This window comes from Stenotrophomonas sp. 169 (assembly GCF_014621775.1).
In the GTDB taxonomy this organism is placed as follows: Bacteria; Pseudomonadota; Gammaproteobacteria; order Xanthomonadales; family Xanthomonadaceae; genus Stenotrophomonas.
This window is the reverse complement of sequence record NZ_CP061204.1, coordinates 597,796-620,648: the sequence shown is the minus strand read 5'-3', so window position 1 is coordinate 620,648 and position 22,853 is coordinate 597,796. Positions and strand designations below refer to the sequence as shown.

General features: G+C 64.8%; 23 protein-coding genes and 1 pseudogene. 13 read left to right on the top strand and 11 right to left on the bottom strand.

What is annotated here, in order from left to right:
* Window positions 1-46: 46 nt before the first annotated feature.
* The 3 genes from rimI to pssA are packed head-to-tail and all read right to left on the bottom strand — an operon-like array spanning window position 47 to window position 1,847.
* The gene (gene rimI / locus ICJ04_RS02645) at window positions 47-544 is read right to left on the bottom strand and encodes a ribosomal protein S18-alanine N-acetyltransferase (protein WP_188326017.1); all 498 of its coding nucleotides are present in this window, start codon (window positions 542-544) and stop codon (window positions 47-49) included.
* Complete coding sequence (locus ICJ04_RS02640; RefSeq protein WP_223202971.1) at window positions 541-1,074, bottom strand: hypothetical protein; 534 nt, start codon at window positions 1,072-1,074, stop codon at window positions 541-543. Before ICJ04_RS02640 ends, rimI begins: the two co-directional genes overlap by 4 nt.
* Window positions 1,071-1,847 carry a CDP-diacylglycerol--serine O-phosphatidyltransferase gene (gene pssA, locus ICJ04_RS02635; protein ID WP_188326016.1) on the bottom strand — a complete coding sequence of 259 codons (777 nt, stop codon included), beginning with the start codon at window positions 1,845-1,847 and terminating at the stop codon, window positions 1,071-1,073. Before pssA ends, ICJ04_RS02640 begins: the two co-directional genes overlap by 4 nt.
* Window positions 1,848-1,927: 80 nt before the next feature.
* On the opposite strand from pssA, the gene ICJ04_RS02630 reads away from it, so the two are divergent.
* The 3 genes and pseudogenes from ICJ04_RS02630 to ICJ04_RS02620 form a co-directional block, all read left to right on the top strand.
* Window positions 1,928-2,305: a DUF4124 domain-containing protein gene (locus ICJ04_RS02630; protein WP_188326015.1), complete on the top strand. Its 378-nt coding sequence runs from the start codon at window positions 1,928-1,930 to the stop codon at window positions 2,303-2,305.
* A 71-nt stretch (window positions 2,306-2,376) separates the two neighbouring features.
* Window positions 2,377-4,068, top strand: coding sequence for a proline--tRNA ligase (locus tag ICJ04_RS02625; RefSeq protein ID WP_188326014.1), 1,692 nt, complete (start codon window positions 2,377-2,379; stop codon window positions 4,066-4,068).
* 148 nt (window positions 4,069-4,216) lie between these two features.
* Window positions 4,217-4,579: pseudogene (locus ICJ04_RS02620) on the top strand (H-NS histone family protein); the annotation flags it as partial.
* A 275-nt stretch (window positions 4,580-4,854) separates the two neighbouring features.
* Here the strand turns inward: ICJ04_RS02620 and ICJ04_RS02615 are convergent.
* The gene (locus tag ICJ04_RS02615; RefSeq protein WP_188326012.1) at window positions 4,855-6,114 is read right to left on the bottom strand and encodes a threonine/serine exporter family protein; all 1,260 of its coding nucleotides are present in this window, start codon (window positions 6,112-6,114) and stop codon (window positions 4,855-4,857) included.
* Window positions 6,115-6,208: 94 nt separating this feature from the next.
* Here ICJ04_RS02615 and ICJ04_RS02610 point away from each other — a divergent pair, with 94 nt between their 5' ends.
* From ICJ04_RS02610 to ICJ04_RS02590, 5 genes are all read left to right on the top strand, one after another.
* Window positions 6,209-7,330, top strand: a complete 1,122-nt coding sequence (locus ICJ04_RS02610; protein WP_188326011.1) for an MlaE family lipid ABC transporter permease subunit — start codon at window positions 6,209-6,211, stop codon at window positions 7,328-7,330.
* An 11-nt stretch (window positions 7,331-7,341) separates the two neighbouring features.
* Window positions 7,342-8,166: an ABC transporter ATP-binding protein gene (locus ICJ04_RS02605; RefSeq protein WP_188327175.1), complete on the top strand. Its 825-nt coding sequence runs from the start codon at window positions 7,342-7,344 to the stop codon at window positions 8,164-8,166.
* A gap of 3 nt (window positions 8,167-8,169) precedes the next feature.
* On the top strand, window positions 8,170-9,096 hold the full coding sequence (locus ICJ04_RS02600; RefSeq protein WP_188326010.1) for an MlaD family protein: 927 nt from the start codon (window positions 8,170-8,172) through the stop codon (window positions 9,094-9,096).
* Window positions 9,097-9,101: 5 nt separating this feature from the next.
* Window positions 9,102-9,746 carry an ABC-type transport auxiliary lipoprotein family protein gene (locus ICJ04_RS02595; protein ID WP_188327174.1) on the top strand — a complete coding sequence of 215 codons (645 nt, stop codon included), beginning with the start codon at window positions 9,102-9,104 and terminating at the stop codon, window positions 9,744-9,746.
* Between the two features lie 81 nt (window positions 9,747-9,827).
* Window positions 9,828-10,781: a glycosyltransferase family 2 protein gene (locus ICJ04_RS02590; protein ID WP_188326009.1), complete on the top strand. Its 954-nt coding sequence runs from the start codon at window positions 9,828-9,830 to the stop codon at window positions 10,779-10,781.
* Window positions 10,782-10,811: 30 nt separating this feature from the next.
* Here ICJ04_RS02590 and ICJ04_RS02585 read toward each other — a convergent pair whose 3' ends face one another.
* Genes ICJ04_RS02585 through ICJ04_RS02575 form a run of 3 tightly spaced genes read right to left on the bottom strand, consistent with a single transcriptional unit; the run spans window position 10,812 to window position 12,773 of the window.
* Window positions 10,812-11,402, bottom strand: coding sequence for an alpha-ketoglutarate-dependent dioxygenase AlkB (locus ICJ04_RS02585; RefSeq protein ID WP_188326008.1), 591 nt, complete (start codon window positions 11,400-11,402; stop codon window positions 10,812-10,814).
* A 5-nt stretch (window positions 11,403-11,407) separates the two neighbouring features.
* A complete protein-coding gene (locus tag ICJ04_RS02580; RefSeq protein WP_188326007.1) occupies window positions 11,408-12,040 on the bottom strand; it encodes a CoA transferase subunit B in 633 nt (210 codons plus the stop codon).
* A gap of 1 nt (window position 12,041) precedes the next feature.
* The gene (locus ICJ04_RS02575; RefSeq protein WP_188326006.1) at window positions 12,042-12,773 is read right to left on the bottom strand and encodes a CoA transferase subunit A; all 732 of its coding nucleotides are present in this window, start codon (window positions 12,771-12,773) and stop codon (window positions 12,042-12,044) included.
* Window positions 12,774-12,943: 170 nt separating this feature from the next.
* On the opposite strand from ICJ04_RS02575, the gene ICJ04_RS18220 reads away from it, so the two are divergent.
* From ICJ04_RS18220 to ICJ04_RS02565, 3 genes are all read left to right on the top strand, one after another.
* The gene (locus tag ICJ04_RS18220) at window positions 12,944-13,423 is read left to right on the top strand and encodes an SWIM zinc finger family protein (RefSeq protein WP_223202970.1); all 480 of its coding nucleotides are present in this window, start codon (window positions 12,944-12,946) and stop codon (window positions 13,421-13,423) included.
* Window positions 13,305-15,737: a DEAD/DEAH box helicase gene (locus tag ICJ04_RS02570; RefSeq protein WP_223202969.1), complete on the top strand. Its 2,433-nt coding sequence runs from the start codon at window positions 13,305-13,307 to the stop codon at window positions 15,735-15,737. Before ICJ04_RS18220 ends, ICJ04_RS02570 begins: the two co-directional genes overlap by 119 nt.
* Before the next feature lie 94 nt (window positions 15,738-15,831).
* Complete coding sequence (locus ICJ04_RS02565) at window positions 15,832-17,178, top strand: phosphomannomutase (protein ID WP_188326005.1); 1,347 nt, start codon at window positions 15,832-15,834, stop codon at window positions 17,176-17,178.
* Window positions 17,179-17,223: 45 nt separating this feature from the next.
* Here the strand turns inward: ICJ04_RS02565 and rfbD are convergent, their stop codons facing one another.
* Genes rfbD through rfbB form a run of 4 tightly spaced genes read right to left on the bottom strand, consistent with a single transcriptional unit; the run spans window position 17,224 to window position 20,633 of the window.
* Complete coding sequence (rfbD, locus tag ICJ04_RS02560; protein WP_188326004.1) at window positions 17,224-18,120, bottom strand: dTDP-4-dehydrorhamnose reductase; 897 nt, start codon at window positions 18,118-18,120, stop codon at window positions 17,224-17,226.
* The gene (gene rfbC / locus ICJ04_RS02555) at window positions 18,117-18,674 is read right to left on the bottom strand and encodes a dTDP-4-dehydrorhamnose 3,5-epimerase (protein WP_188326003.1); all 558 of its coding nucleotides are present in this window, start codon (window positions 18,672-18,674) and stop codon (window positions 18,117-18,119) included. Before rfbC ends, rfbD begins: the two co-directional genes overlap by 4 nt.
* Entirely contained in the window at window positions 18,671-19,558 is an 888-nt protein-coding gene (gene rfbA / locus ICJ04_RS02550) for a glucose-1-phosphate thymidylyltransferase RfbA (protein ID WP_188326002.1), read from the bottom strand. The genes rfbC and rfbA overlap by 4 nt, the downstream gene beginning before the upstream one ends.
* A gap of 19 nt (window positions 19,559-19,577) precedes the next feature.
* A complete protein-coding gene (gene rfbB, locus ICJ04_RS02545; protein WP_188326001.1) occupies window positions 19,578-20,633 on the bottom strand; it encodes a dTDP-glucose 4,6-dehydratase in 1,056 nt (351 codons plus the stop codon).
* A gap of 436 nt (window positions 20,634-21,069) precedes the next feature.
* Between rfbB and ICJ04_RS02540 the strand changes: the two genes are divergently transcribed.
* Window positions 21,070-21,816: an electron transfer flavoprotein subunit beta/FixA family protein gene (locus tag ICJ04_RS02540; protein WP_188326000.1), complete on the top strand. Its 747-nt coding sequence runs from the start codon at window positions 21,070-21,072 to the stop codon at window positions 21,814-21,816.
* Complete coding sequence (locus tag ICJ04_RS02535; RefSeq protein ID WP_188325999.1) at window positions 21,816-22,757, top strand: electron transfer flavoprotein subunit alpha/FixB family protein; 942 nt, start codon at window positions 21,816-21,818, stop codon at window positions 22,755-22,757. Before ICJ04_RS02540 ends, ICJ04_RS02535 begins: the two co-directional genes overlap by 1 nt.
* Window positions 22,758-22,853: the final 96 nt, after the last annotated feature.

The following is a 22,853-nucleotide window of genomic DNA, read 5'->3' as shown; positions in this document are numbered from 1 at the left end:
ACTGAAGTCGGCTCTACCGGTCGGCGCTATCCTCCGACCCTGCCTGTTACAGCGGTGGCATCGTGTCGATGCCATCGGCCACTATCTCGATGGCCATCACCAGCGCGTCTTCGCGCCCCTCTGCGGCGGGGTAATAACGAGGGCGACGACCGATCTCGTTGAAGCCTTCGCTGTGGTACAGCGCCAGCGCCGGTGCGTTGGACGGGCGCACTTCCAGAAACACGCGGCGCACGCCGCGGTCGCGGGCCAGGCCGACGATGGCCCGCAGCAGCAGTCGCCCCCGTCCACCGGTCTGGCTCAATGGATCCACACAGATGTTCAACAGGTGCGCCTCGTCGGCGGCGATGCTCAACAGCGCATAGCCCATCAGCAACCCATCTTCCTCCAACGCCAGCCCCGGATAGCCCGCGCGCAGGCAGTCCAGGAAGATGCCGCGCGTCCACGGATAGGGATAACCCCGCACCTCGATCACCATGACGGCATTGAGATCACTTTCGCGCAGCGCACGCAGGCTGGCCCGTCCCGGGCTGATCAACGCACTCATGCGCCCGGCTTCCGGCGCAGCGCGCGCAACTGCGGCCACAGCGCGCGCTTGGCCGCCGCATTGCCGCGCAGGGTGTCCAGCGGCCAGCTTTCCATCAAGGCCTGCGTCGCCGGGTCGTTGGGATTGCAGCCAGAGGCACGCAGCAGCGCCATCTGCAGGCGGTCAGGCAGGCGTACGGCCGGCTGGCGGGGCGTGCCGGTCACGCTCCCGGGCGCTATGGGTTCTTGCGCTACCTGGGCAACCGGAGCAGCCGGGCGGGGCCGCGGCGGTGGGCGTGGCTTGCCATCGGCAGATTCGTCCACCGGCGCGGGCGGTGCACGCCGGGGCGGCACGGCCATGGGCGCCACGCTGATGCGGACGGCATCGTCGGACAGCTGCGGCGGCCGTGGACCGTCGCTGGCATCGGCATGGGTAGCGGCAACAGCCTCCAATGCCACGGCCAGTGCACTGTCGTGCAGCACGGTGTAGCCCATCGCCTGCAGCCAGGCTTGCTGGGCAGGCGTCCACACGGCCGACGCGCCCCCGCTCACGCTGCGTCCGAACGCTTGCGCAGGCGCTGCAGGGCCCACATCACCGGACCTGACAACGCATAAATGATGCCGACCGCGAACAACACGCGGGGCAGGTCGATCACCGCGATTGCGATGCCGATCGGCAACAGCGCAAGCACCAGGAACGGCACACGGTCAGCGCGGGGGCCCTTCGCCCCACCGCCCTTGAAGCTCCAGAAGCGGATGCGGCTGACCATCAGCAGGGCCGCGACCAGCGTCACGCCCAAGGCGACGTAACGCAGTTGATCACCACTCCAGCCGAGCTGCCCATCGGCAAATGCCCAGACAAACGACATCATCAGGCCCGCCGCAGCCGGGCTGGCGAGGCCGACGAACCAGCGCTTGTCGACCACGGCCACCTGGGTATTGAAGCGTGCCAGACGCAGCGCGGCGCACGCGGCGTACAGGAACGCGACCGCCCAGCCGACCCGCCCCAGCAGTTCCCCATCGAACTTCAACGACGACAGCGACCAGTGGTACATCACCAGCGCCGGTGCCATGCCGAAACTGACAAGGTCGGCCAGCGAATCGTATTGGACGCCGAACTCGCTGCTGGTACCGGTGAGCCGGGCGACCCGGCCATCCAGCCCATCCATGATCGCCGCGACGAACACCGCGATGCTGGCGTAGACGAAATCACCGTTGGCGGCGGCGATGATGGCGTAGAAGCCAGCAAACAGGCCCGCCGTGGTGAACAGATTGGGCAGCAGGTAGATGCTGCGCGAGCGGGGCGGGGGGGTAATGGGATCCATGCCCCGAGTTTAATCGACTTGCCAGCCGACGGCGGCAGTGCTGCAATCACGCTTTCCCGCCAGCCCGGCCCGGAGTCGTCATGCGTACCCTGATCTGCTTGAGTTTCCTGCTGCTGGCCACGTCCCCCGCCCTGGCTGGCCAGGTCTATAAATGGAAGGATGCCAACGGGGTAACCCAGTATTCGGAGAATCCGCCGCCGGGCAAGAAGTTTGAAACCCGTCAGATCACCGGCGATCCCGGAAGCCGTGTGCCCGCCAGCGCTGCACCGGCGGAAACCCCGGTTGCCCCGCAGTGCGCCACGGCGCGCGCGAACCTGGCCCTGCTCGATGGCAGCGGCGCGGTCATGCAGGACACCGACGGCGATGGCAAGGCGGACAGCCCGCTGGACGATACCCAGCGCCAGAACCAACGCGCCCTCGCCGAAGCCGCCGCAAAGGCCTACTGTCCGCAGGCCTGAGCACGGGCCGATCCCCACGGCAGGCGCCGGGCTGGCAGAATAACGGCTTCCGCCGTTAGATGATGCCGACGATGCGCCTGTCCCAGTTCCACCTGCACACCACCAAGGAAACCCCCAGCGACGCCGAGCTGACCAGCCACCGGCTGATGCTGCGCGCGGGGATGATCCGCAAGCTCGCCTCCGGCCTGTACACCTGGTCGCCGCTGGGCCTGCGCGTGCTGCGCAAGGTCGAGCGCATCGTGCGCGAGGAAATGGATCGTGCCGGTGCGGTCGAACTGCAGATCCCCACCATCCAGCCGCGCGAGCTGTGGGAGGCCACCGGCCGCTGGGAAAAGTTCGGCCCGCAGCTGCTGAAGATCAAGGACCGCAAGGAGCAGGAGTTCTGCTACAGCCCCACCGCCGAGGAAGCGATCACCGATTTCGCGCGGCAGGAGCTGGCCAGCTACAAGCAGTTGCCGGTCAATTTCTACCAGGTGCAGACCAAGTTCCGCGATGAGATCCGCCCGCGTTTCGGCGTGATGCGCGCGCGCGAGTTTCTGATGAAGGATGCCTATTCCTTCCATCTGCATGACGCCGACCTGGTGCGCGAATACGAGAACATGAAGGCGGCCTACACCCGCATCTTCACCCGCCTCGGCCTGGATTTCCGCATGGTGCAGGCCGACTCCGGCGCCATCGGGGGCGACGCGTCGCAGGAGTTCCACGTCATCGCCGATTCCGGTGAGGACGCGCTGGTGTTCTCTACCGGCTCGGACTACGCCGCCAACATGGAAGCCGCCATCGCGGCCGAACCTGCTGCACGCGCAGCGGCCAGCGAGTCTCTGCGCAAAGTGGAAACGCCCACGCAGAAAACCTGCGAGGACGTGGCTGCGCTGCTGGGTCTCCCTTTGCAGCGCACGGTGAAGTCGGTGGCGTTGATGACCGCCGAAGGCTTCGTGCTGGCCTTGGTCCGTGGCGACCACGAGGTCAATGAAATCAAACTGTCCAAGGTCGCCGGCCTGGCTGACCAGCGGTTCGCCAGCGAAACGGAGATCGCCGATTACCTCGGCAGCATTCCCGGTTTCCTGGGGCCGGTGGCGCCGAGCAAAGGCATCCGCGTCATCGCCGATCCGGAAGTCGCTGCACTGGCCGATTTCGTCGTCGGGGCCAACGAGGCCGGCTTCCACCTTGCCGGCGTCAACTGGGGACGTGACCTGCCGGAGCCGGAGATCGCCGATATCCGCAATGTGCGCGCCGGTGACCGCGCACGCGACGGCGGCGAGCTGAAAATCGCCCGCGGCATCGAAGTGGGCCATGTATTCCAGCTGGGTCGCCAGTACGCCCAGGCATTGAATGCCACGGTGCTGGATGAGAATGGCAAGGCCGCGGCGATGACGATGGGCTGCTACGGCATTGGTATCTCGCGGATCGTCGCTGCGGCGATCGAGCAGAATCACGACGACGCCGGCATCATCTGGTCCGACGCGATGGCGCCGTGGCAGGTAGTGGTCTGCGTGATCAATCCGAAGGGCGACGAGACCGTCGCGGCGGCGGCAGGCGAACTGCTGGAAAGCCTGCGCGGGGCCGGCTTGGACGCGGCGCTGGATGACCGCGGCCTGCGTCCCGGCGCGATGTTCGCGGACATGGAACTGATCGGCGTGCCGCATCGCATCGTCGTATCCGAACGCGGTCTGGCTGCCGGCACTTACGAATACCGCGCGCGCCGGGCGACCGAGGCGGAGAGCCTGGATCGCGACAGCCTGATGCGCAAACTGCTGGGTTAATGATGAAAGGCCGGGATTATCCCGGCCTTTTCATTTTCCCCATCGCCCTCACCGATTCACGATTTTGTTTGTGCTTGCCGGAAATGCGCATTACTCTTGGGCCCGAGCCACGGACTGGCAGACCCTTCCCTATTATCTGGAGCACTGCATGAGTATTGATCTGACCGGTCTGTCGGCACGCGAACTTGGCGCACTGATCCGCACCGCCAAGAAGCAGCAGACCATCGTCGCCAAGCGCCGCCCGATCACCAAGGTGCGCGCACAGCTGGAAAAGCTGGCGAAGGTTGAGGGCTACAGCATCGAAGAACTGTTCGGTGGCGCCCCCGCCCCGCGTGCCCGCAAGGCCGCGACCAAGGCCCCGTCGAAAACCGCCGGCCGCAAGCTGGGCAAGGTGGCACCGAAGTACCGCAACCCGGCCAACACCAAGGAAACCTGGACCGGCCGTGGCAAGCAGCCGCGCTGGTTGGCCGAGCTGACGAGCAAGGGCAAGAAGGTCGAGGAATACCTGATCAAGAAAGCCTGAAAAGGCCGATCGATCTGAAAAACGCCGGCTGCGAAGCCGGCGTTTTTTTATGCCCCATCTCTCTTTCATACGCGGCCTGGCAGTCACCGGATCGTGTCCGAGGGCCGGGCGGGGAGGCTGTGCGGGGCCTTGAGCGGCAGGAGCCGCGAAGAGCTACATGGACGTACTTGCGCGTGCCCCGCATAGCCTCCCCGCCCGGCCCTGCCCCGGACATCTACCAAACAAGCTGCCAGCCGCGAGGGGACCCAGCCCGTTCGCCCCCGTTACAACGTCTTGCGCGCCGGTATCAGCAGATTGCCGAACAACAACCCCGCCACCAGCGCCATCACCACGTTGAGCACCGTCAGGAACACCCCCTGCCCCGCCCCCACATCCTGCTGCTGCACCAAGGTCAGCACCCCGCGCAGACTGGTACTGCCGGGCACCATCATGATGATGCCCGGCAGGCGGATGATCGCTCCCGGCCGCTGCACCACGCGACCAAACAGATTGCCCGCCGCGGTGAGCAGCATCGCCGACAGGAAGATGCCCGCAGGCGCACCCCACGCATGGCCGGCGAACTTGGAGATCGCATAACCCGCCACGCAGGCCGCCAGCACCCACGGGAAGTCCCGACGACTGGCCTTGAACAGCATGGCGAAGGCGATCGCAGCGATGAGCAGCGCACTCCATTCCACCCACGCCCCCTGCGGACGCGACGCGCGCACTACCGGATCCAGGCCGATCACGTCAGCCAGCGTCACCGCGATCATCGCGCCGACGGTGAGCTTCATGATCGTGGTCAGCGCACCGGCCACCCGCGCCGTGCCGGACACCCAATGTTGGCTGGCCAGTTCATTGACTGCGTTGGTCAGCGACATACCCGGCAACAGGATCACCAACGACGCGATCACCACTGTGTTGAGGTTCAACGCACCCACGTAAGTCGCCACAAGCGTCGCCACCAGGCCCGCCAGCAGCGCCGCCAACGCTTCACTGGCTTCCTTGGTTGCTGCGCGCTGGCTGGTCCAGCGCCCCAACAGGCCGATCAGCAGGCCGATCACGCCAGCGGTCGCGATATCCAGCCAAGGCAGCTTCCACAGGCCCGCCACGCCGGCCGCGCCCAGGCTGTAGGACAGCACTTCCTTGATCTTGCCGCGCATGCCGGGGTCGGCATCGAGCTGGCGCAGCGCGGTATGCCCTTGCGCCAGGCTCATGCGCCCGTTGGCCACATCCTCGGCGATCCGATCGGCCACACTGAGCTTGTGCAGGTCGTTCTCGCCCGGTGCCAGGCGGATCACCCGGGTGATGTCACTGGAGCCGATGGCCTTGGCCGGGTCGCTGAAACTGAGGATGATGCCGGTCGGGTTCGACCACGGCTCACAATCCAGCCCCAGCTGCTGCGCCAACGCCACAACGGCCGCCTCCAGGCGCTGCGCCGTCGTTCCATAGCTGTGCAGGCGTCCGGCGATTTCGCAGACGAAGGCTACCCGCTGCGCATAGGTGGCCGGGGGCGAGGTGATGGGAGAGGCGTCGACAGGCATGCGCGGTAGTATCACCCAGCCCCGCCCCGTGCAGAAGGACATTCGGACAGGACCTACGCTGCATGCGACATGCACACGCTATGCTGCATCCTTGATGCCCACCATGACCACCGACACCGCACCCCAGATCGAAATCGACGCCGACCAGCCCGGCAGCATCCGCTTGTCCGGACGCTGGACGCTGCATACGGCGCTGCAGTCGGCCGAGGTCCTGCGCGACCTGCCCCAACCGCTGACCCGTATCGATGCCACCGGCATCGATCAGTTGGACTCGGCCGGCGTGCTGCAACTGCTGCGGGTCGCGCACCGCGCTGACCTGCAGCCCGATGCCGTGCAGTTCCGCGAGGACCATCAAGCCCTGGTCAGCACCATCGAAGAGGTGGCCGACGACCGGCCCAAGAAGAAACGCGATCTCGGCGTACTGGCCGCGCTGGAACGTCTGGGCCGCAGCATGCACGCTACCGGACAGAACATCGTCGCGCTGGCCAGCTTCCTCGGCGAAAGCCTGGTCAAGGGTGCCCGGCTGGTCAAGGAACCGCGTCGATTCCGGCTGACCGCCACCGTGCACCAGATGGAACAGGTCGGCTTGGACGCCGTCCCGCTGGTGGCCCTGCTCTCCTATCTGGTCGGCGCGGTGATCGCCTTCCTGGGCTCGACGATCCTGCGCGACTTCGGCGCGGAGATCTACGTGGTGGAGCTGGTCAGCATCGCCTTCCTGCGTGAGTTCGCGGTACTGCTGACCGCCATCGTCCTCGCCGGCCGCACCGCCAGCGCGTTCACCGCGCAGATCGGCGCGATGAAGGCACGCGAGGAAATCGATGCGATGCGCACGCTCGGCCTGGACCCGATGGACCTGCTGGTGCTGCCGCGCATCGTGGCCCTGCTCATTACGCTGCCGCTACTGACCTTCATCGCGATGATCGCTGGCCTGGCCGGCGGCATCACCGTCGGCGCCTTCGACCTGGATATCCCGCCGCAGATGTACATCGCGCGCATGTACGACACGATGGAAGTACGCAACATGCTGGTCGGCCTGTCCAAGGCCCCCGTGTTCGCCTTGGTGATCGGCCTGATCGGCTGCCTGGAAGGCCTGAAAGTCGAAGGCACCGCGCAGTCCGTCGGTGAGCGCACGACGTCCAGCGTGGTCCAGGCCATTTCGCTGGTGATCATCCTCGACGCCTTCGCGGCGCTGTGGTTCATGCAGGTGGGCTGGTGACCGTGGACGAATTGAACGCTACTCCCGCTCCCGCCGACGACGAACGCAGCGGCGATGAGGGCAACCTCGCGATCCGCGTGCGCGGGCTGGTGAATCGCTTCGGCACGCAGACTGTGCACGAAGACCTGGACCTCGACGTGCGTCGCGGCGAGATCCTGGGCGTGGTCGGCGGCTCGGGCACCGGTAAATCGGTGCTGATGCGCTCGATCCTGGGCCTGCGTACCCCGGACGAAGGGCAGATCGAAGTATTGGGGCGGGATGCACGCGGCGGTGACGCCGAAAGCCGCCTGCACATCCAGCGCAACACCGGTGTGTTGTTCCAGGATGGCGCGTTGTTCTCGTCGCTGACCGTGGGCGAGAACGTGCAGGTGCCGCTTAAAGAACACCATCGCGAGTTGCCGGAGCGCTGGCATTACGAGCTGGCCCTGCTGAAAGTGAAACTGGCCGGCCTGCCGGCGGATGCGATCAACAAGCTGCCATCGCAGTTGTCCGGTGGCATGCGCAAACGTGCCGGCCTGGCACGTGCGCTGGCACTGGACCCGCCGCTGCTGTTCCTGGACGAACCCACCGCCGGACTCGACCCGATCGGCGCGGCCGCGTTCGACCGCCTGATCAAGACCCTGCAGGAAGCGCTGGGCCTGACTGTATTCCTGATCACACACGATCTGGACACGTTGTATGCCATCTGTGACCGGGTGGCGGTGCTGGCGGACCGCAAGGTCGTGGCCAACGCACCGCTGGCCGAGATCGAGAAACTGGACCATCCGTGGATCCAGGAATATTTCCACGGACCTCGTGCGCGTGCCGCGCGCGGCGAACAGACCGAGAGTGCCTGAGTCATGGAAACAAAAGCCAACTACGTGCTGATCGGCGCGTTCACCCTGATCACCGGCCTGGCCCTGCTGGCCTTTGGCCTGTGGGCAGCCAAATACTCGTCCGACCGGACCTGGCAGGAGTACCGCGTGGTCTTCCGTGAAGCGGTGACCGGCCTGACCGTCGGCAGCCCGGTGCAGTACAACGGCATCGCGGTGGGCTCGATCACCGAGCTCAGCCTGGTGCCGGATGACCCGCGCCAGGTGGTCGCCAAGATCCGCCTGAACTCCACCACCCCGGTAAAGACCGACACCCGCGCCAAGCTGGCCATCACCAGCCTGACCGGCCCGTCGATCATCCAGCTCAGTGGCGGCACCCCGCAGTCGCCAGCGTTGACCTCGGTGAACAAGGATCCGTACCCGATCATCCCGACCACGCCGTCGGCGCTGCAGAACATCACCGACGTGGCCAACCGCATCGTCGAGCGCATGGACCAGGTGCTGAGCGACCGCAACGTGGCCGCGATCAACGCCACGCTGGCCAACATCGAAACCATCAGCGGCGGCCTCGCCGACCGCGACCAGGGTACCCAGGCCCTGCTGCTCAGCGCGCGCAATGCCGCACGCAGCCTGGATGAAACCCTGAAGACCACCAACGGCACCATGAAGCGTCTGGATCAGAATCTGGTGCAGCAGCTGCCGGGCATCATCGACAAGCTGGACGCCACGATGACCAAGATGGATTCGGCGGCTGGCAATGCCGATTCGATCCTTGGCGAGAACCGCGCAGCGATCAACAGCTTTGCCAGCGATGGCCTGGGCCAGCTGGGCCCGACCCTGACCGAACTGCGCGGGCTGATCCGCGATCTGCGCCGGGTCAGCGACCGTCTTGAGAACAACCCCGCGCGCTACCTGCTTGGCCGCGACGCACCGAAGGAGTTCGAACCCGAATGAACCGCATGCCATCCCTGTCCCTGATGCGCCTGCTGCTGCCGGCAGCCCTGCTGGCCAGCCTGGCCGGTTGTTCGATCCTGGCGGGCGGCGATCGCAACGCCGTGACCATCTATGCGCCTGCCCTGCAGGTCAAGGTCGATCCTTCCTGGCCGACCGTGGCCTGGCAGCTGGTGCTGTCCAAGCCAAGCGCGACGCGCATGGTCGACAGCCCGCGCATCAACGTGCGGCCTACGCCGGCCGAGCTGGAAATCTACAGCGGTGCCACGTGGGCACAGCCGGCCACCGACATGATGGAAGACGCGCTGCTGCGCGGCTTTGAGGATTCCGGCCGCATTGCCGGCGTGGCCCGATCCGCCGCCGGCATTCGTGCCGATTACCGCCTCGCCACCGATATCCGCCGGTTTGAATCGGACTACCGGGGCCAGCCGACACCGACGGTGCTGATCGAGATCAACACCAAGCTGATTCACGTCGTGGACCAGCGCGTGGTGGCCGACCGTACGTTCCGCCAGGAACAGCCGGTGGGCAGCACCGACGTGCCGGCCGTCGCGGCCGCATTCGAGCGCGGTATGAACGCGCTGACGGCGGAGGTGGTGGGCTGGGCGTTGACGACGGGGCAGCAGGATACGGACGCCAGTCTGCTGCGTTGAGGATCCGGTCGTGCCGGCCGCTGGCCGGCAGCCACGGACCGGCGATGGCATAATCCGGGCCTGCCCTGTCTGGTCCTTTTGATGCCTCTTTCGACGTCTATTGCGGTCTGTACCTACAACGGCGAGCGCTTCCTGCAGGAGCAGCTGGACAGCCTGTTGTCACAGACGCGACTGCCGGACCAGATCGTCATCCGCGATGACGTGTCGGGCGATCGAACGGTTGAGATCCTGCGCGCATTTGTGCCCGTGGCAGAAGCGCTGGGGATCTCGGTGGACCTGCAGGTCAATGCCCGTAATGTCGGCTACCGATGCAACTTCGATGGCGCGCTGCGCGCGTGCACGGGCGAGGTCATCTTCCTGTGCGATCAGGATGATGTCTGGCATGCGGACAAGCTGGCGCGCATCTGTGCGGAGTTCGAGATGCGGCCTGGACTGCTTGCATTGCACACGAATGCGCGGCTGATTGATGGGGACGGCAAGGTGCTGCCACGGAGCCTGTTCCGGTCGCTGAAAGTGGGTACACGCGAGGTGCGCCAGATGCATCAGGGCGCCGGGCTGACCCTGCTTTTCAAGCGTGACATGGTCACCGGCGCCACCATGGCATTTCGTCACATCGTGCTGGCCGACGCGCTGCCGCTTCCTGAGTCAGGATGGGTGCACGATGCATGGATCGTGACATTGGCCGCCATGCGTGGCGACGTAGACACCCTGGACTCTCCGTTGGTCGATTATCGTCTCCACGACAGTAATCAGCTTGGCTTGGGTGGCAACGATCCACTGCGCCCTGCCGAGAGACGCCAGCAGCATCTGCAACAGGATCTTTCAGCCGACCTGCTGACTCGCGCGCAACAGCTTCACTTGCCTGCATCCATCCGGGCACTGATCAAGCAGAAGCAGCAACACATAACGAACCGGGCCAACCTTCCCCTGTCCCGTTTCCGCCGTATCCCTGTGGTGCTTGAAGAATTGTTTGCAGGCAACTATCAGCGCTTCGGTCGAGGTGTTCTGTCAGCTGCAGTCGACCTGATCCGCTGAAGCGTAGAAACGATCCGCATCCGCACGCATCTAGCTCGTCGGCAAAATGCAGCGGAACGTTAGGTTCATACGCTCAGCCTGCTCACCCGCGGCTTTTGGCAACGCGTGCTGATAGTGCCGCTGCGTAGCGCCCGACATGATCAACAGGTCACCGTTGCCCAACAGGTACTCGGCCTTTCGCGCATGCTCTTCGCGTCGCCGCAGCAGGAAGCGTCGTGATGCCCCCAGGCTCAATGAGGCGATCACCGGTGCATGCCCCAACTCCGGCTCATCATCGCTGTGCCAGCCCATGCTGTCTGCGCCGTTGCGGTACCGGTTCAGCAGCACGCTGTTGAAACGCGCACCCAGCGCATCCTGCAGCCGATCGCGCACCGGCAGCAGCAGTGCACTCCACGGATGGGGCTGAAAGTCAGCGCCCGAATAGCGATAGCGGGCCTCCGGATCGCCCATCCAGCAGCTCAACCGGGGCGAATCGACCCAGCGACCAAACATGCGGATGCGATGGACTTCCCACGGTATGTCGTGCAGCAGTGCGACCAGCAGTGCATGCGCCTGTGCCGACGGCAGCCACCCCGGAAGGTGGCGGACATCGGCATCGGGCAGGTCCTGTGGGAACAGCAAGGTCGTCAGGCGCGCTTGAACGGCGCGCCGGTCTTTTCAAGCAACTCGGCCTCTTCCACACCCGGCGCGGTTTCCACCAACACCAGTCCGGCGTCGGTGACATCGAAGACTGCCAGGTCGGTGATGATGCGGTCGACCACGCCCACCCCGGTCAACGGCAGCGAGCAGTCCTTCAGGATCTTGTGTTCGCCGTTCTTCGCGGTGTGCTCCATCAGCACCACCACGCGCTGCACACCAGCCACCAGGTCCATCGCACCGCCCATGCCCTTGACCATCTTGCCGGGCACCATCCAGTTGGCCAGGTCGCCACTATCGGTCACCTGCATGGCGCCCAGGATGGCCAGGTTCACATGCCCGCCGCGGATCATCGCGAAACTGTCGTCACTGCCGAAATAGCTGGCACCGGCGCGCGCGGTCACTGTCTGCTTGCCGGCATTGATCAGGTCCGGATCGATCTCGGCTTCTGTTGGGAACGGGCCGATCCCGAGCAGGCCATTCTCGGACTGCAGCCAGACATCGACGCCGTCCGGAATATGATTGGCGACCAGGGTCGGCAGGCCGATTCCCAGGTTCACGTACGCACCGTCGGTCAGTTCGCGCGCGGCGCGGGCCGCCATTTCGTCACGGGTCCAGGCCATGTCAGGTGTTCTCCGTACGGACGGTGCGCTGTTCGATGCGCTTTTCAGGATGCGCGTTGTGCACGATGCGATGCACGTAGATGCCGGGTAGGTGCACCTGGTCCGGGTCGATGCTGCCCACCGGCACCACCTCTTCCACCTCGGCGATGCAGACCTTGCCGGCCATCGCGCACGCCGGATTGAAATTGCGCGCCGTGCGGCGGAACACCAGGTTACCGGCTTCGTCCGCCTTCCACGCCTTGATCAACGCCACGTCCGCACGCAGTGCGGTTTCCATCACGTAGTGGCGGCCATCAAACTCGCGGGTTTCTTTGCCCTCGGCCACTACCGTGCCGTAGCCGGTGGCGGTGAAGAACGCCGGGATGCCCGCGCCACCGGCGCGCAGGCGTTCGGCCAGCGTGCCCTGCGGGTTGAACTCCAGCTCCAGCTCACCGGCCAGGAACTGCCGCTCGAACTCTTTGTTCTCGCCCACGTAGGACGAAATCATCTTGCGGATCTGCCGGGTGGCCAGCAGTTGCCCAAGGCCGAATCCGTCCACGCCAGCGTTGTTGGAGATCACGGTCAGGCCGGTGACGCCACTGTCCCGCAATGCGGCGATCAGGGCCTCGGGGATGCCACACAGGCCGAAGCCGCCCACGGCAAGGGTCTGGCCGTCTGCGACCACGCCCTGCAGCGCGAGCGCCGCGCTGGCATGTCGTTTGTCATGCTTGCTGCCGGTACCGGGAATATCCATGGCATTACTGTTCCGCACGGTAAGGATGACGGCATTCTACCGGCACCCCGCTGCACGGCTGGGGTGCGACGCAGCATTTGCCGCGATGGGCACAGTTCGTAAACTGATGATCCCGGGCACGGCCTGCACTCTGATGTGCTGCCAGGTGCCGACCTGCTGGACCACTGCTGATGCCCGCCCCGTTCAATGAAGTTGATCTGTACCGCTGGCTCGACGACCGCACCATCACCAAGGCGGTGGCCTACCTGGATCGGGTGCATGACCTGCGCACGGATGGGGAGATGCTGCGCGCCGAAGTAGAGGGGACGGACGTTCGGCCCTATCGCGTTGCCATCGACCTGCGGACCAGCCTGCGTAACCCACTCAGTCGTCTGCACGGTCGCTGCAGCTGTCCGGTGGGCGATAACTGCAAGCATGTGGCCGCGGTCATGATGCGGGCCCTGCACGGGCCCGAGGAAGAAAGCGAGGTGGGGTTGCCACAGGATGCGCAACCGGTGCGCGCCGAGCTGCTCACCCGCCTGTCGGAATGGCATGACCAACGCGCCGCGCGCACGGGATCTGCTGCCCCTGCTGCCCGACGAACATTCGCTGACTGCGCAGATGCTCCAGCAGCTGGACGCTGCCCTGCCCCTCCCGCCGGCCACGGCTGATGCGCTACCCATCGCCCAGGTCGACGGCATGATTCCGCACCTGATGCTGCATACCGAAGAACAGCAACATGCGTGGGGTGCGCGCAGAGGGCAGGCGCAACGCCTCGAGTTCGCCACCGTCTCCTTCGCCTATGGCGACCACTTCAAGCACCTGGAGGATCCCTCGCGCTTCGTGCGCGGTGAGGACGGAACCGTTGAGCTGCTGCCACGCGACACGGCCGAGGAAGCCAGGCGCGAGAGCGACCTTCGCCGCAGCGGGCTGCATCGCCATCCCCATTCACCGGCCCTGCTCAGCGGGGCCGGGCCCCATTTTTACCTGCGCTCCTACGACTGGGGCAGCTTCATGCTGCACGAGCTGCCCAAGCTGCAGGCGCTGGGGTGGGTGATCACCGTACCGGAGGATTTCCGCCATCGGATCACCGTGGTGGACAGCGTGCTCTGGGATGTAGAGCTCGACGGAACGGCAGCGGGTTGGATGACGGTCGCACTGGACATCGAGGTGGATGGCCAGACGGTGGCACTCGCCCCGATGCTGGCGCAGCTGCTGCAGAGCGATCCGCGCTGGACGCGTGGGCCACTGGATGCGATCGACGATGACGAACGCATCCTGATTGCGTCCACCGACGCCGGTGCGCTGTCCTTCCAGGCCAAGCGGTTGAAGCCCGTCGTTGCCCTGCTCGGCGACCTGCTCGGCAAAGGGGCGGGACCGCTGCGGATTTCCGCGCGCGACAGGGGGCGCCTGCAGGCCCTGCAACAGTCCGGAAGCCTGCAGCTGCGCGGTGCCGTCGATACCCGCGCGATGGTGCAACGGCTGCTGCGGGAACCCACGCCGAAAGCCGTTGCGGCACCGGTCGGACTGGCAGCCGTGTTGCGCCCCTATCAGCTGGACGGCCTGGCCTGGCTGCAGTACCTGCGCCAGCAGGAACTGGGCGGCATCCTGGCCGATGACATGGGCTTGGGCAAGACACTGCAGACCCTCGCGCACGTGCTGCTGGAGAAGGAGAGCGGGCGGCTGGACCGGCCTGCTCTGGTGGTCATGCCGACCTCGCTGCTGTTCAACTGGCAGGAAGAGGCCGCACGCTTTGCACCCGGTCTGCGCGTGCTGGTCCTGCATGGCCCCGCGCGTGAGGCGCTGTTCGAACAGATTCCCGCCCACGACCTGGTGCTGACCACCTACCCGCTTGTCTGGCGGGATGAGGCCGCGCTGCAGGCGCATCCTTACCACCTGCTGATACTCGACGAAGCCCAGCAGGTGAAGAATGCCAAGGCACGCGCGGCGATCACCCTGCGCACGCTGCAGAGCCGGCACCGGCTGTGTCTGACCGGTACGCCCCTGGAAAACCACCTGGGCGAACTCTGGACCCACATCGACTTCGTCCTGCCTGGCCTGCTCGGTAGCGAGAAACTGTTCAACCAGCACTGGCGCCATCCGATCGAGCGCAGCGCTGACGCCCAGCGCGCCCAGCTGCTGGCGCAGCGGGTGCGTCCGTTCATCCTGCGCCGGCGCAAGGACCAGGTCGCGACCGAACTGCCACCCAAAACGGTAATCACCCGACACGTGGCACTGGAAGGCAGCCAGCGTGACCTGTACGAGACCGTGCGCTCCGCCATGCAGGAGAAGGTGCGCGAGGCCGTTTCCGGCAAGGGATTGGCGAAGAGCCACATCGTCGTGCTCGACGCACTGCTGAAGCTGCGTCAGGTCTGCTGCGATCCACGCCTGTTGCCCGGTGACGCCGCGCCACGGACGCAGGGGTCAGCCAAACTCGACCTGCTGATGACGCTGCTGCCGGAGATGGTGGAGGAAGGCCGACGCATTCTGGTGTTCTCGCAGTTCACGCGCATGCTGGAGCTGATCGCGCAGGCCTTGGATAAAAGCGGCTTGGCGTTTGTGACCTTGACCGGCGACACCCGTGACCGCGCCACCCCGGTGCGCCGGTTCATGCAGGGAGAGGTGCCAATCTTCCTGATCAGCCTCAAGGCGGGCGGTGTCGGCCTGAACCTGACCGCGGCCGATACGGTCATCCACTTCGATCCCTGGTGGAACCCGGCCGCTGAGAACCAGGCCAGCGACCGCGCCCATCGGATCGGCCAGGACAAGCCGGTCTTCATCTACCGGCTGATCGCCGCTGGCAGCATCGAAGAACGGATCACCGAACTGCAGCAGCGTAAAGCGTCGCTGGCGGATTCGATCCTCGAAAACGGCAGCGCGTCGGGGCCCGGCTTCAGCGAGAGTGACCTGAATGCGTTGCTGGAGCCCTTACCGGGGGCACCGGCGAAAAAGGGCAAGGGGGTGCGGAAGGCGGCTCATGAATGACCCGCCTCCAAGCCGATGCCGGGTGCCCATGACAACGGTCCGCCTACACATCGGCGTATAGACTACAGAGCTGGCCCCCAAAGGAACTGACTCCATGCCCCTTCCCGCTTTCAAAGCCTATGACATCCGCGGCCGCGTGCCGGACGAACTCAACGAAGACCTCGCCCGCCGCATAGGCGTGGCGCTTGCGGACCAGCTGGAAGCAGGCGCCGTGGTTGTCGGCCACGACGTGCGCCTGACCAGTGGGGCCCTGCAGGATGCGCTGGTGGTGGGCCTGCGCGGTGCCGGTCGCGAGGTCATCGATATCGGGCTGTGCGGCACCGAAGAGGTGTACTTCCAGACCGATCACCTGCAGGCCGCCGGTGGCGTCATGGTCACCGCCAGCCATAATCCGATGGACTACAACGGCATGAAGCTGGTGCGCGAACACGCCCGTCCGATCAGCTCGGATACCGGCCTGTTTGCCATCTCCGACGCCGTGGCGGCCGACACCGCAGGCGCACAGCCGCCGGTCGGCGGGCAGAGCGAGCAGCACGACAAGAGCGCTTACATCCAGCATCTGCTGTCGTATGTGGATGTCGCCGCGATGAAACCACTGAAGCTGGTGGTCAACGCCGGCAACGGCGGCGCAGGCGCCATCGTCGACCTGCTGGCCCCGCACCTGCCGCTGGAGTTCATCCGCATCAACCATGAGCCGGATGGCAACTTCCCCAACGGCATTCCCAATCCACTGCTGACGGAGAACCGCGCCGCCACCGCAGAAGCGGTGCGTGAACATGGCGCGGACTTCGGCATCGCGTGGGATGGCGATTTCGACCGCTGCTTCTTCTTCGACCATACCGGCCGTTTCATCGAAGGCTATTACCTGGTCGGCCTGCTGGCCCAGGCGGCATTGAAGCGCCATCCGGGCGGCAAGGTCGTGCACGATCCGCGCCTGACCTGGAATACCGTAGAGATGGTCGAACAGGCCGGCGGCATTCCGGTTTTGTGCAAAAGCGGCCATGCCTTCATCAAAGAAAAGATGCGCGCTGAAGATGCGGTGTACGGCGGCGAAATGAGTGCGCACCATTATTTCCGCGAGTTCGCCTATGCCGATTCCGGCATGATCCCGTGGCTGCTGATTGCCGCACTCGTGTCGGAAAGCGGCAAGTCGCTGGCCGAGTGGGTCGAGGACCGCATGGCCGCCTACCCCTGCAGCGGCGAGATCAACTTCAAGGTCGCTGACGCCAAGGTGGCGGTGGGCCGCGTGATGGAGCACTTCGCTTCGCACGCGCCCGCGCTGGACCACACCGACGGCATCAGCGCCGATTTCGGCGAATGGCGCTTCAACCTGCGCAGCTCCAATACCGAGCCGCTGCTGCGTCTGAACGTGGAGACGCGTGGCGATGCGGCGCTGCTCAAGGCCCGCACCGATGAGATCGCTACGCTGCTGCAGCAGTAAGCAGCCGGGAACGAAGACGGGGCGGGCACATGACCCGCTCCGCCATCAGTGTGCCATCGCGGTGATGACGCGCCTGAGATCGTCCTGCCAAGGCGGCAGGACGACGCCAAAATCATGCTGCAGCTTGCGGGTATCCAGAACGGACCAGGCAGGTCGCTTTGCCGGTGTCGGATAGTCAGCGCTCGGAATCGCTTCGACCGCAGGGGCTTTGGCCAATAGACCAACAGCGAGCGCTTCGGCGAAGATCGCTTCAGCAAAACCGTGCCAACTGGTCTGCCCGGATGCAGTGAGGTGCCATGTCCCCGACAGCGCGCCGGGATGCTGCAGCGCATGCGCAGTGACATCAGCAATCAACGCGGCAGATGTTGGCGTACCCACCTGGTCTGCCACGACACGCAGCGCATCGCGCTCCGCTCCCACACGCAGCATCGTGCGCAGGAAATTCGCGCCGTGCGAGGCGTACACCCACGCAGTCCGGAAAATCAGGTGTCGGCCACCGGCAGCACGCACGGCCTCTTCACCATCGCGCTTGCTGGTGCCGTAGACACCCAGTGGGGCCGTTGGGTGCTCTTCCGCATAAGGCACGGAACCTTCGCCATCGAAGACGTAATCCGTGGAGTAATGCACGAAAGGTATCCCCGCCATCGCGCACCAGCGCGCGATGACCCCTGGGGCTTCCGCGTTGATGCGTAACGCTGCCTCGACATCTTGCTCCGCGTCGTCCACGGCCGTGTAGGCAGCGGCATTGACCACGGTGGATGGCTGCAGGCGATCAAGCAACGCGACCAGCGAAGCAGGCTGGTTGAAATCTGCGACCTCGCACGCACTGCCATCCGGCAACACGCCACTACGCGTCGTGGCCACCACGTTGCCCAACGGTGCCAGCGAACGCAGCAACTCCTGGCCTACCTGGCCGTTGCCTCCGAACATCAGGATCGTCATGCCTGGAAAACCGGCAGGCGCTCTTCGGCGATGTCCGCGAGGAACGGCGCGGCTTCATCCTTGGCCGACAGCGTCGGGGTGGAGATCGGCCAGTCCACCGCCACGTCTGCATCGTTCCAACGAATTGCGGCATCGTGCTCAGCAACGTACACGTCAGTGCAGAGATAGTGGAACAACGCGCTCTCGGACAATACGGCGAAGCCGTGCGCAAAGCCCTCGGGTATCCAGAACTGGCGCCGGTTCTCGGCGCTCAGGACCACCGCCTCCCACTGGCCAAAGGTAGGCGACCCGCGCCGGATATCCACGGCCACATCGTACACCTCACCCTCCAGCACACTGACCAGCTTCCCCTGCGGGCGAGGCCATTGGTAATGCAACCCACGCAGGACGCCGCGCGATGACGAGGAGACATTGCTCTGGACGAAGTTCATCTCCAGCCCTACGGCCTCGAAACGTTGCTTGTTCCACCCTTCGAAGAAGAATCCACGCGTATCGCCGAACACGCGCGGCTCCAGCACAACGCATCCCGGCAGGCGTGTTTCGATCACCTTCACGGCACGCTGCCCCGCACCGCCAATGCGTGCAGATACTGGCCATAGCCATTCTTGATCAGCGGAGCGGCAAGCGCTTCGAGCTTCTCGGCATCGATCCAGCCATTGCCGAACGCAATCTCTTCCGGACAGCACACCTGCAGGCCCTGACGGGTCTGGATGGTTTCGATGAAGTTGGAAGCCTCAAGCAACGACTGGTGCGTTCCGGTGTCAAGCCAAGCGAAGCCACGACCCAGCGGCTCCAGCTGCAGCGTTCCCTCATCCAGATAGCGCTGATTGAGATCCGTGATTTCCAACTCGCCACGAGGCGAAGGCGTCAATTCGGCAGCATAATCGCTTGCCTTGCCGTCGTAAAAATACAAGCCGGTCACTGCGTAATTCGAGCGCGGCTTGGCCGGTTTTTCCACCAGCCCGATCACCTTGCCGCTCTTGTCGAACTCCGCAACACCGTATCGCTCCGGATCGTTGACCCAGTAACCGAACACCGTCGCACCCGTGTCGCGTGCATCGGCCCGCTTCAGTACGTCGGTCAATCCATGACCATGGAATACGTTGTCACCCAATACAAGGCAGCTCGGCTTGCCGGCCAGGAATTCCCGGCCGATCAAGTAGGCCTGCGCCAGGCCATCCGGGCTGGGCTGCACGGCGTACTGGATATCCATGCCCCACTGCGAACCATCGCCAAGCATGTTCTGGAACAGCGCCTGCTCGTGCGGGGTGTTGATGATCAATACTTCGCGGATGCCCGCCAGCATGAGCACGCTGAGCGGGTAATAGATCATCGGCTTGTCGTACACCGGCAGCAGCTGCTTGCTGACGCCCTTGGTGATCGGATACAGCCGGGTGCCGGAGCCACCGGCGAGAATGATGCCTTTACGCTGAGTCATGATGGAAGTCCTGGAGGTGTCAGGCGGTGGTGCCGATGCGCTGCAGCCGATAACTGCCATCCAGTACACCGTTCACCCATTCCTGGTTATCCAGATACCAGTCGACGGTGAAGCCGATGCCCTGCTCGAATGTGTACGCCGGCTCCCAACCGAGCTCGTTCTTCAGCTTGGAGGCATCGATCGCATAGCGACGGTCGTGGCCCGGGCGGTCGGTGACGTAGGTGATCTGGCTGCTGCGAGGCTGGCCGTCATCGCGCGGACGGCGTTCATCCAGCAGCGCGCAGATGGCCTGCACCACTTCAATATTCTGTTTCTCGGAGTTGCCGCCTACGTTGTAGGTCTCACCGACGCGCCCCTTCGCCAGCACGGTGCGAATCGCCTCGCAATGGTCGGACACGAACAACCAATCACGCACCTGCTTGCCATCGCCATACACCGGCAGCGGCTCACCGGCCAGCGCCTTGGCGATCACCAGCGGGATCAACTTCTCCGGGAAGTGGTACGGGCCGTAATTGTTCGAACAATTGGTGGTCAGCACCGGCAGCCCGTAGGTGTGGTGGAATGCCCGTACCAAGTGGTCCGACGCGGCCTTGGAGGCCGAATACGGCGAGTTGGGAGCGTAGGGGGTCGTTTCGCTGAACTTGCCGGTCTCGCCGAGGGTGCCGTATACCTCATCGGTAGACACGTGCAGGAAACGGAACGCCTCGCCCTTGTCGGCCGGCAGCGCCTTCCAGTAATCGCGCACCGCTTCCAACAGACCCAGCGTGCCGACCACGTTCGTCTGAATGAAAGCACCCGGGCCATCAATCGAGCGATCCACGTGGCTTTCCGCCGCGAAGTTCAGTACGGCATCGGGCTTGTGTTCTGCAAGCAGGCGGGTGACCAGGGCGCCGTCGCCGATATCGCCTTCCACGAAAACGTGGTTGGGATCGCCATCGAGGGTGGACAGAGTCTTCAGGTTGCCCGCGTAGGTAAGGGCATCGAGATTGACCACCTTGACGCCGCGTGCGGCGGCTTCGAGGACGAAATTACCGCCAATGAATCCGGCACCGCCGGTGACAAGCCATGTGGGCACTACCTGTTCTCCTGTCCAATTCAAGAATGCCAGCACGTTCCTGGCTTCGTTCATGATGCCAAACCGAGAACAGGATACATGGGTCCTTCGCGGTGATCCGTACGCTTGGATGGTGGCGTTCACTCACTCCGTTCGAAAACGTGACTCCGGCAGAGTGCCCCGGGCGCCGCCGGTTCATGAATGTGAGTTGCGACCTAACGTCGACGGATGTACGTGCACATCCGGAATCTTCACGCATCGAAAGCTTCTGCTCCCCTCCGCGGAAACGCCTCCACTGCTGCAGCGCAGCAACGAGAGGGTTCACCATACGCATTCGCATGGTCGCCCATCGCCAGTTAGAATCAGGGCTCTTTCCCCAAGCCGGTGCCGCCAGAGGACCGGACGCCCCTCAGCCGTAAGCCGGCCCATGACCGGCCCTACAAGGACCCCGTACCAGATGAAAATCCTCGTCGCATACAAGCGCGTGGTGGACTACAACGTCCGCATTCAGGTCAAGCCGGATGGTTCCGGCGTGGTGACCGACGGCGTCAAGCTGTCCCCGAATCCCTTCGATGAAATCGCATTGGAAGAAGCCCTGCGCCTGCGCGACAAGGGCATCGCCAGCGAAGTCATCGTTGCCACCATTGCCCCGGCCGATGCCCAGCCGCATCTGCGCAATGGACTGGCCATGGGTGCCAATCGCGCCATCCACATCGTCACCGACCAAGCGATCCAGCCACTGACGGCCGCACGCGCCCTGCTCAAGCTGATCGAGAAGGAGCAGCCGGAGCTGGTCATCCTCGGCAAGCAGGCCATCGATGACGATGCCAACCAGACCGGTCAGATGCTGGCCACGATCTGGGGCCGTCCGCAGGCGACCTTCGCCAGCAAGCTCGAGATCGCCGATGGCAAGGCCACGGTGACCCGCGAAGTCGATGCTGGCCTTGAGACCTTGGAGGTGGACCTGCCTGCCGTGGTCACCACCGATCTGCGCCTGAATGAACCGCGCTTCATCAAGCTGCCTGACATCATGAAGGCGAAGGCCAAGCCGCTGGAAACACTTCAGCTCTCCGAGCTTGGTGTAGAAGCCGTCGATACGCTGAAGACGACCACGTACGCCGCGCCGGGTAAGCGCAGCAAGGGCGTGATGGTCAAGGATGCCGCCGAACTGGTGGCTGCACTCAAGCAGAAGGGGTTGCTGTAATGAGCAGGATTCTCGTCATCGCCGAGCATCACGACGGCCGACTCAACGCCGCCACCGCAAAGACCGTCAGCGCGGCATCGGCCGTGAGTGGTGCCGAGGTTCACGTGCTGGTGCTGGCTGCCGATCCAGCGGCCGTTGCCGCGGACGCGGCCAGGATCAGCGGCGTGTCCAAGGTCCTGACCGTGGCCAACCCTGCCAATGCCAACCCGGTCGCGCAGGTGCTGGCACCGCAGATCGCCAAGGCGGCAGACGGTTACAGCCATGTCTTCGGCCCGTCCACCACCTTCGGCAAGGACCTCATGCCCTGCGTGGCCGCCCTGCTGGGCGTTGCCCAGGTCTCCGATCTGATGTCGGTGGAAGGCAGCCATACTTTCAAGCGCCCGATCTACGCCGGCAACGCGATCATCACCGTTGAAGCCCCGGCTGACCAGATCGTGGTCGCCACCGTGCGCAGTGCATCGTGGCCGGAAGCTGCCCAGGGCGGCAGCGCCAGCGTGGAAGCGCTGGCTCTCGAGGCGACCCTGCCGACCCATACCCGTTTCGTGGGCCTGGCCGCCGCCAGCAGCGACCGCCCTGACCTGCAGAGCGCCAAGCGTGTGGTGTCTGGTGGCCGCGGCGTCGGTTCGGAAGAGAACTTCAAGGTGATCTACCAGCTGGCTGACAAGCTGGGTGCTGCAGTGGGTGCCTCGCGCGCCGCCGTGGATGCGGGCTATGTGCCCAATGAACTCCAGGTTGGCCAGACGGGCAAGATCATTGCGCCGGAGCTGTACGTGGCAATTGGCATCAGTGGTGCGATCCAGCATCTGACCGGGATCAAGGACGCTGGGACGATCGTGGCCATCAACAAGGATCCGGATTCACCGATCTTCGAGATTGCCGATATCGGGCTGGTCGGGGATCTGTTTACCCTGTTGCCGGAGCTGGAAGCAGCGCTGGGTTGACGCCGGAAGGTCGGTGCCGGCAACCCAGTTTGCCGGCACGACCTGTTTTCACATTCGCCTGCAGGGATGCGGGCAGGATTACGCGTCTTTGCGGAA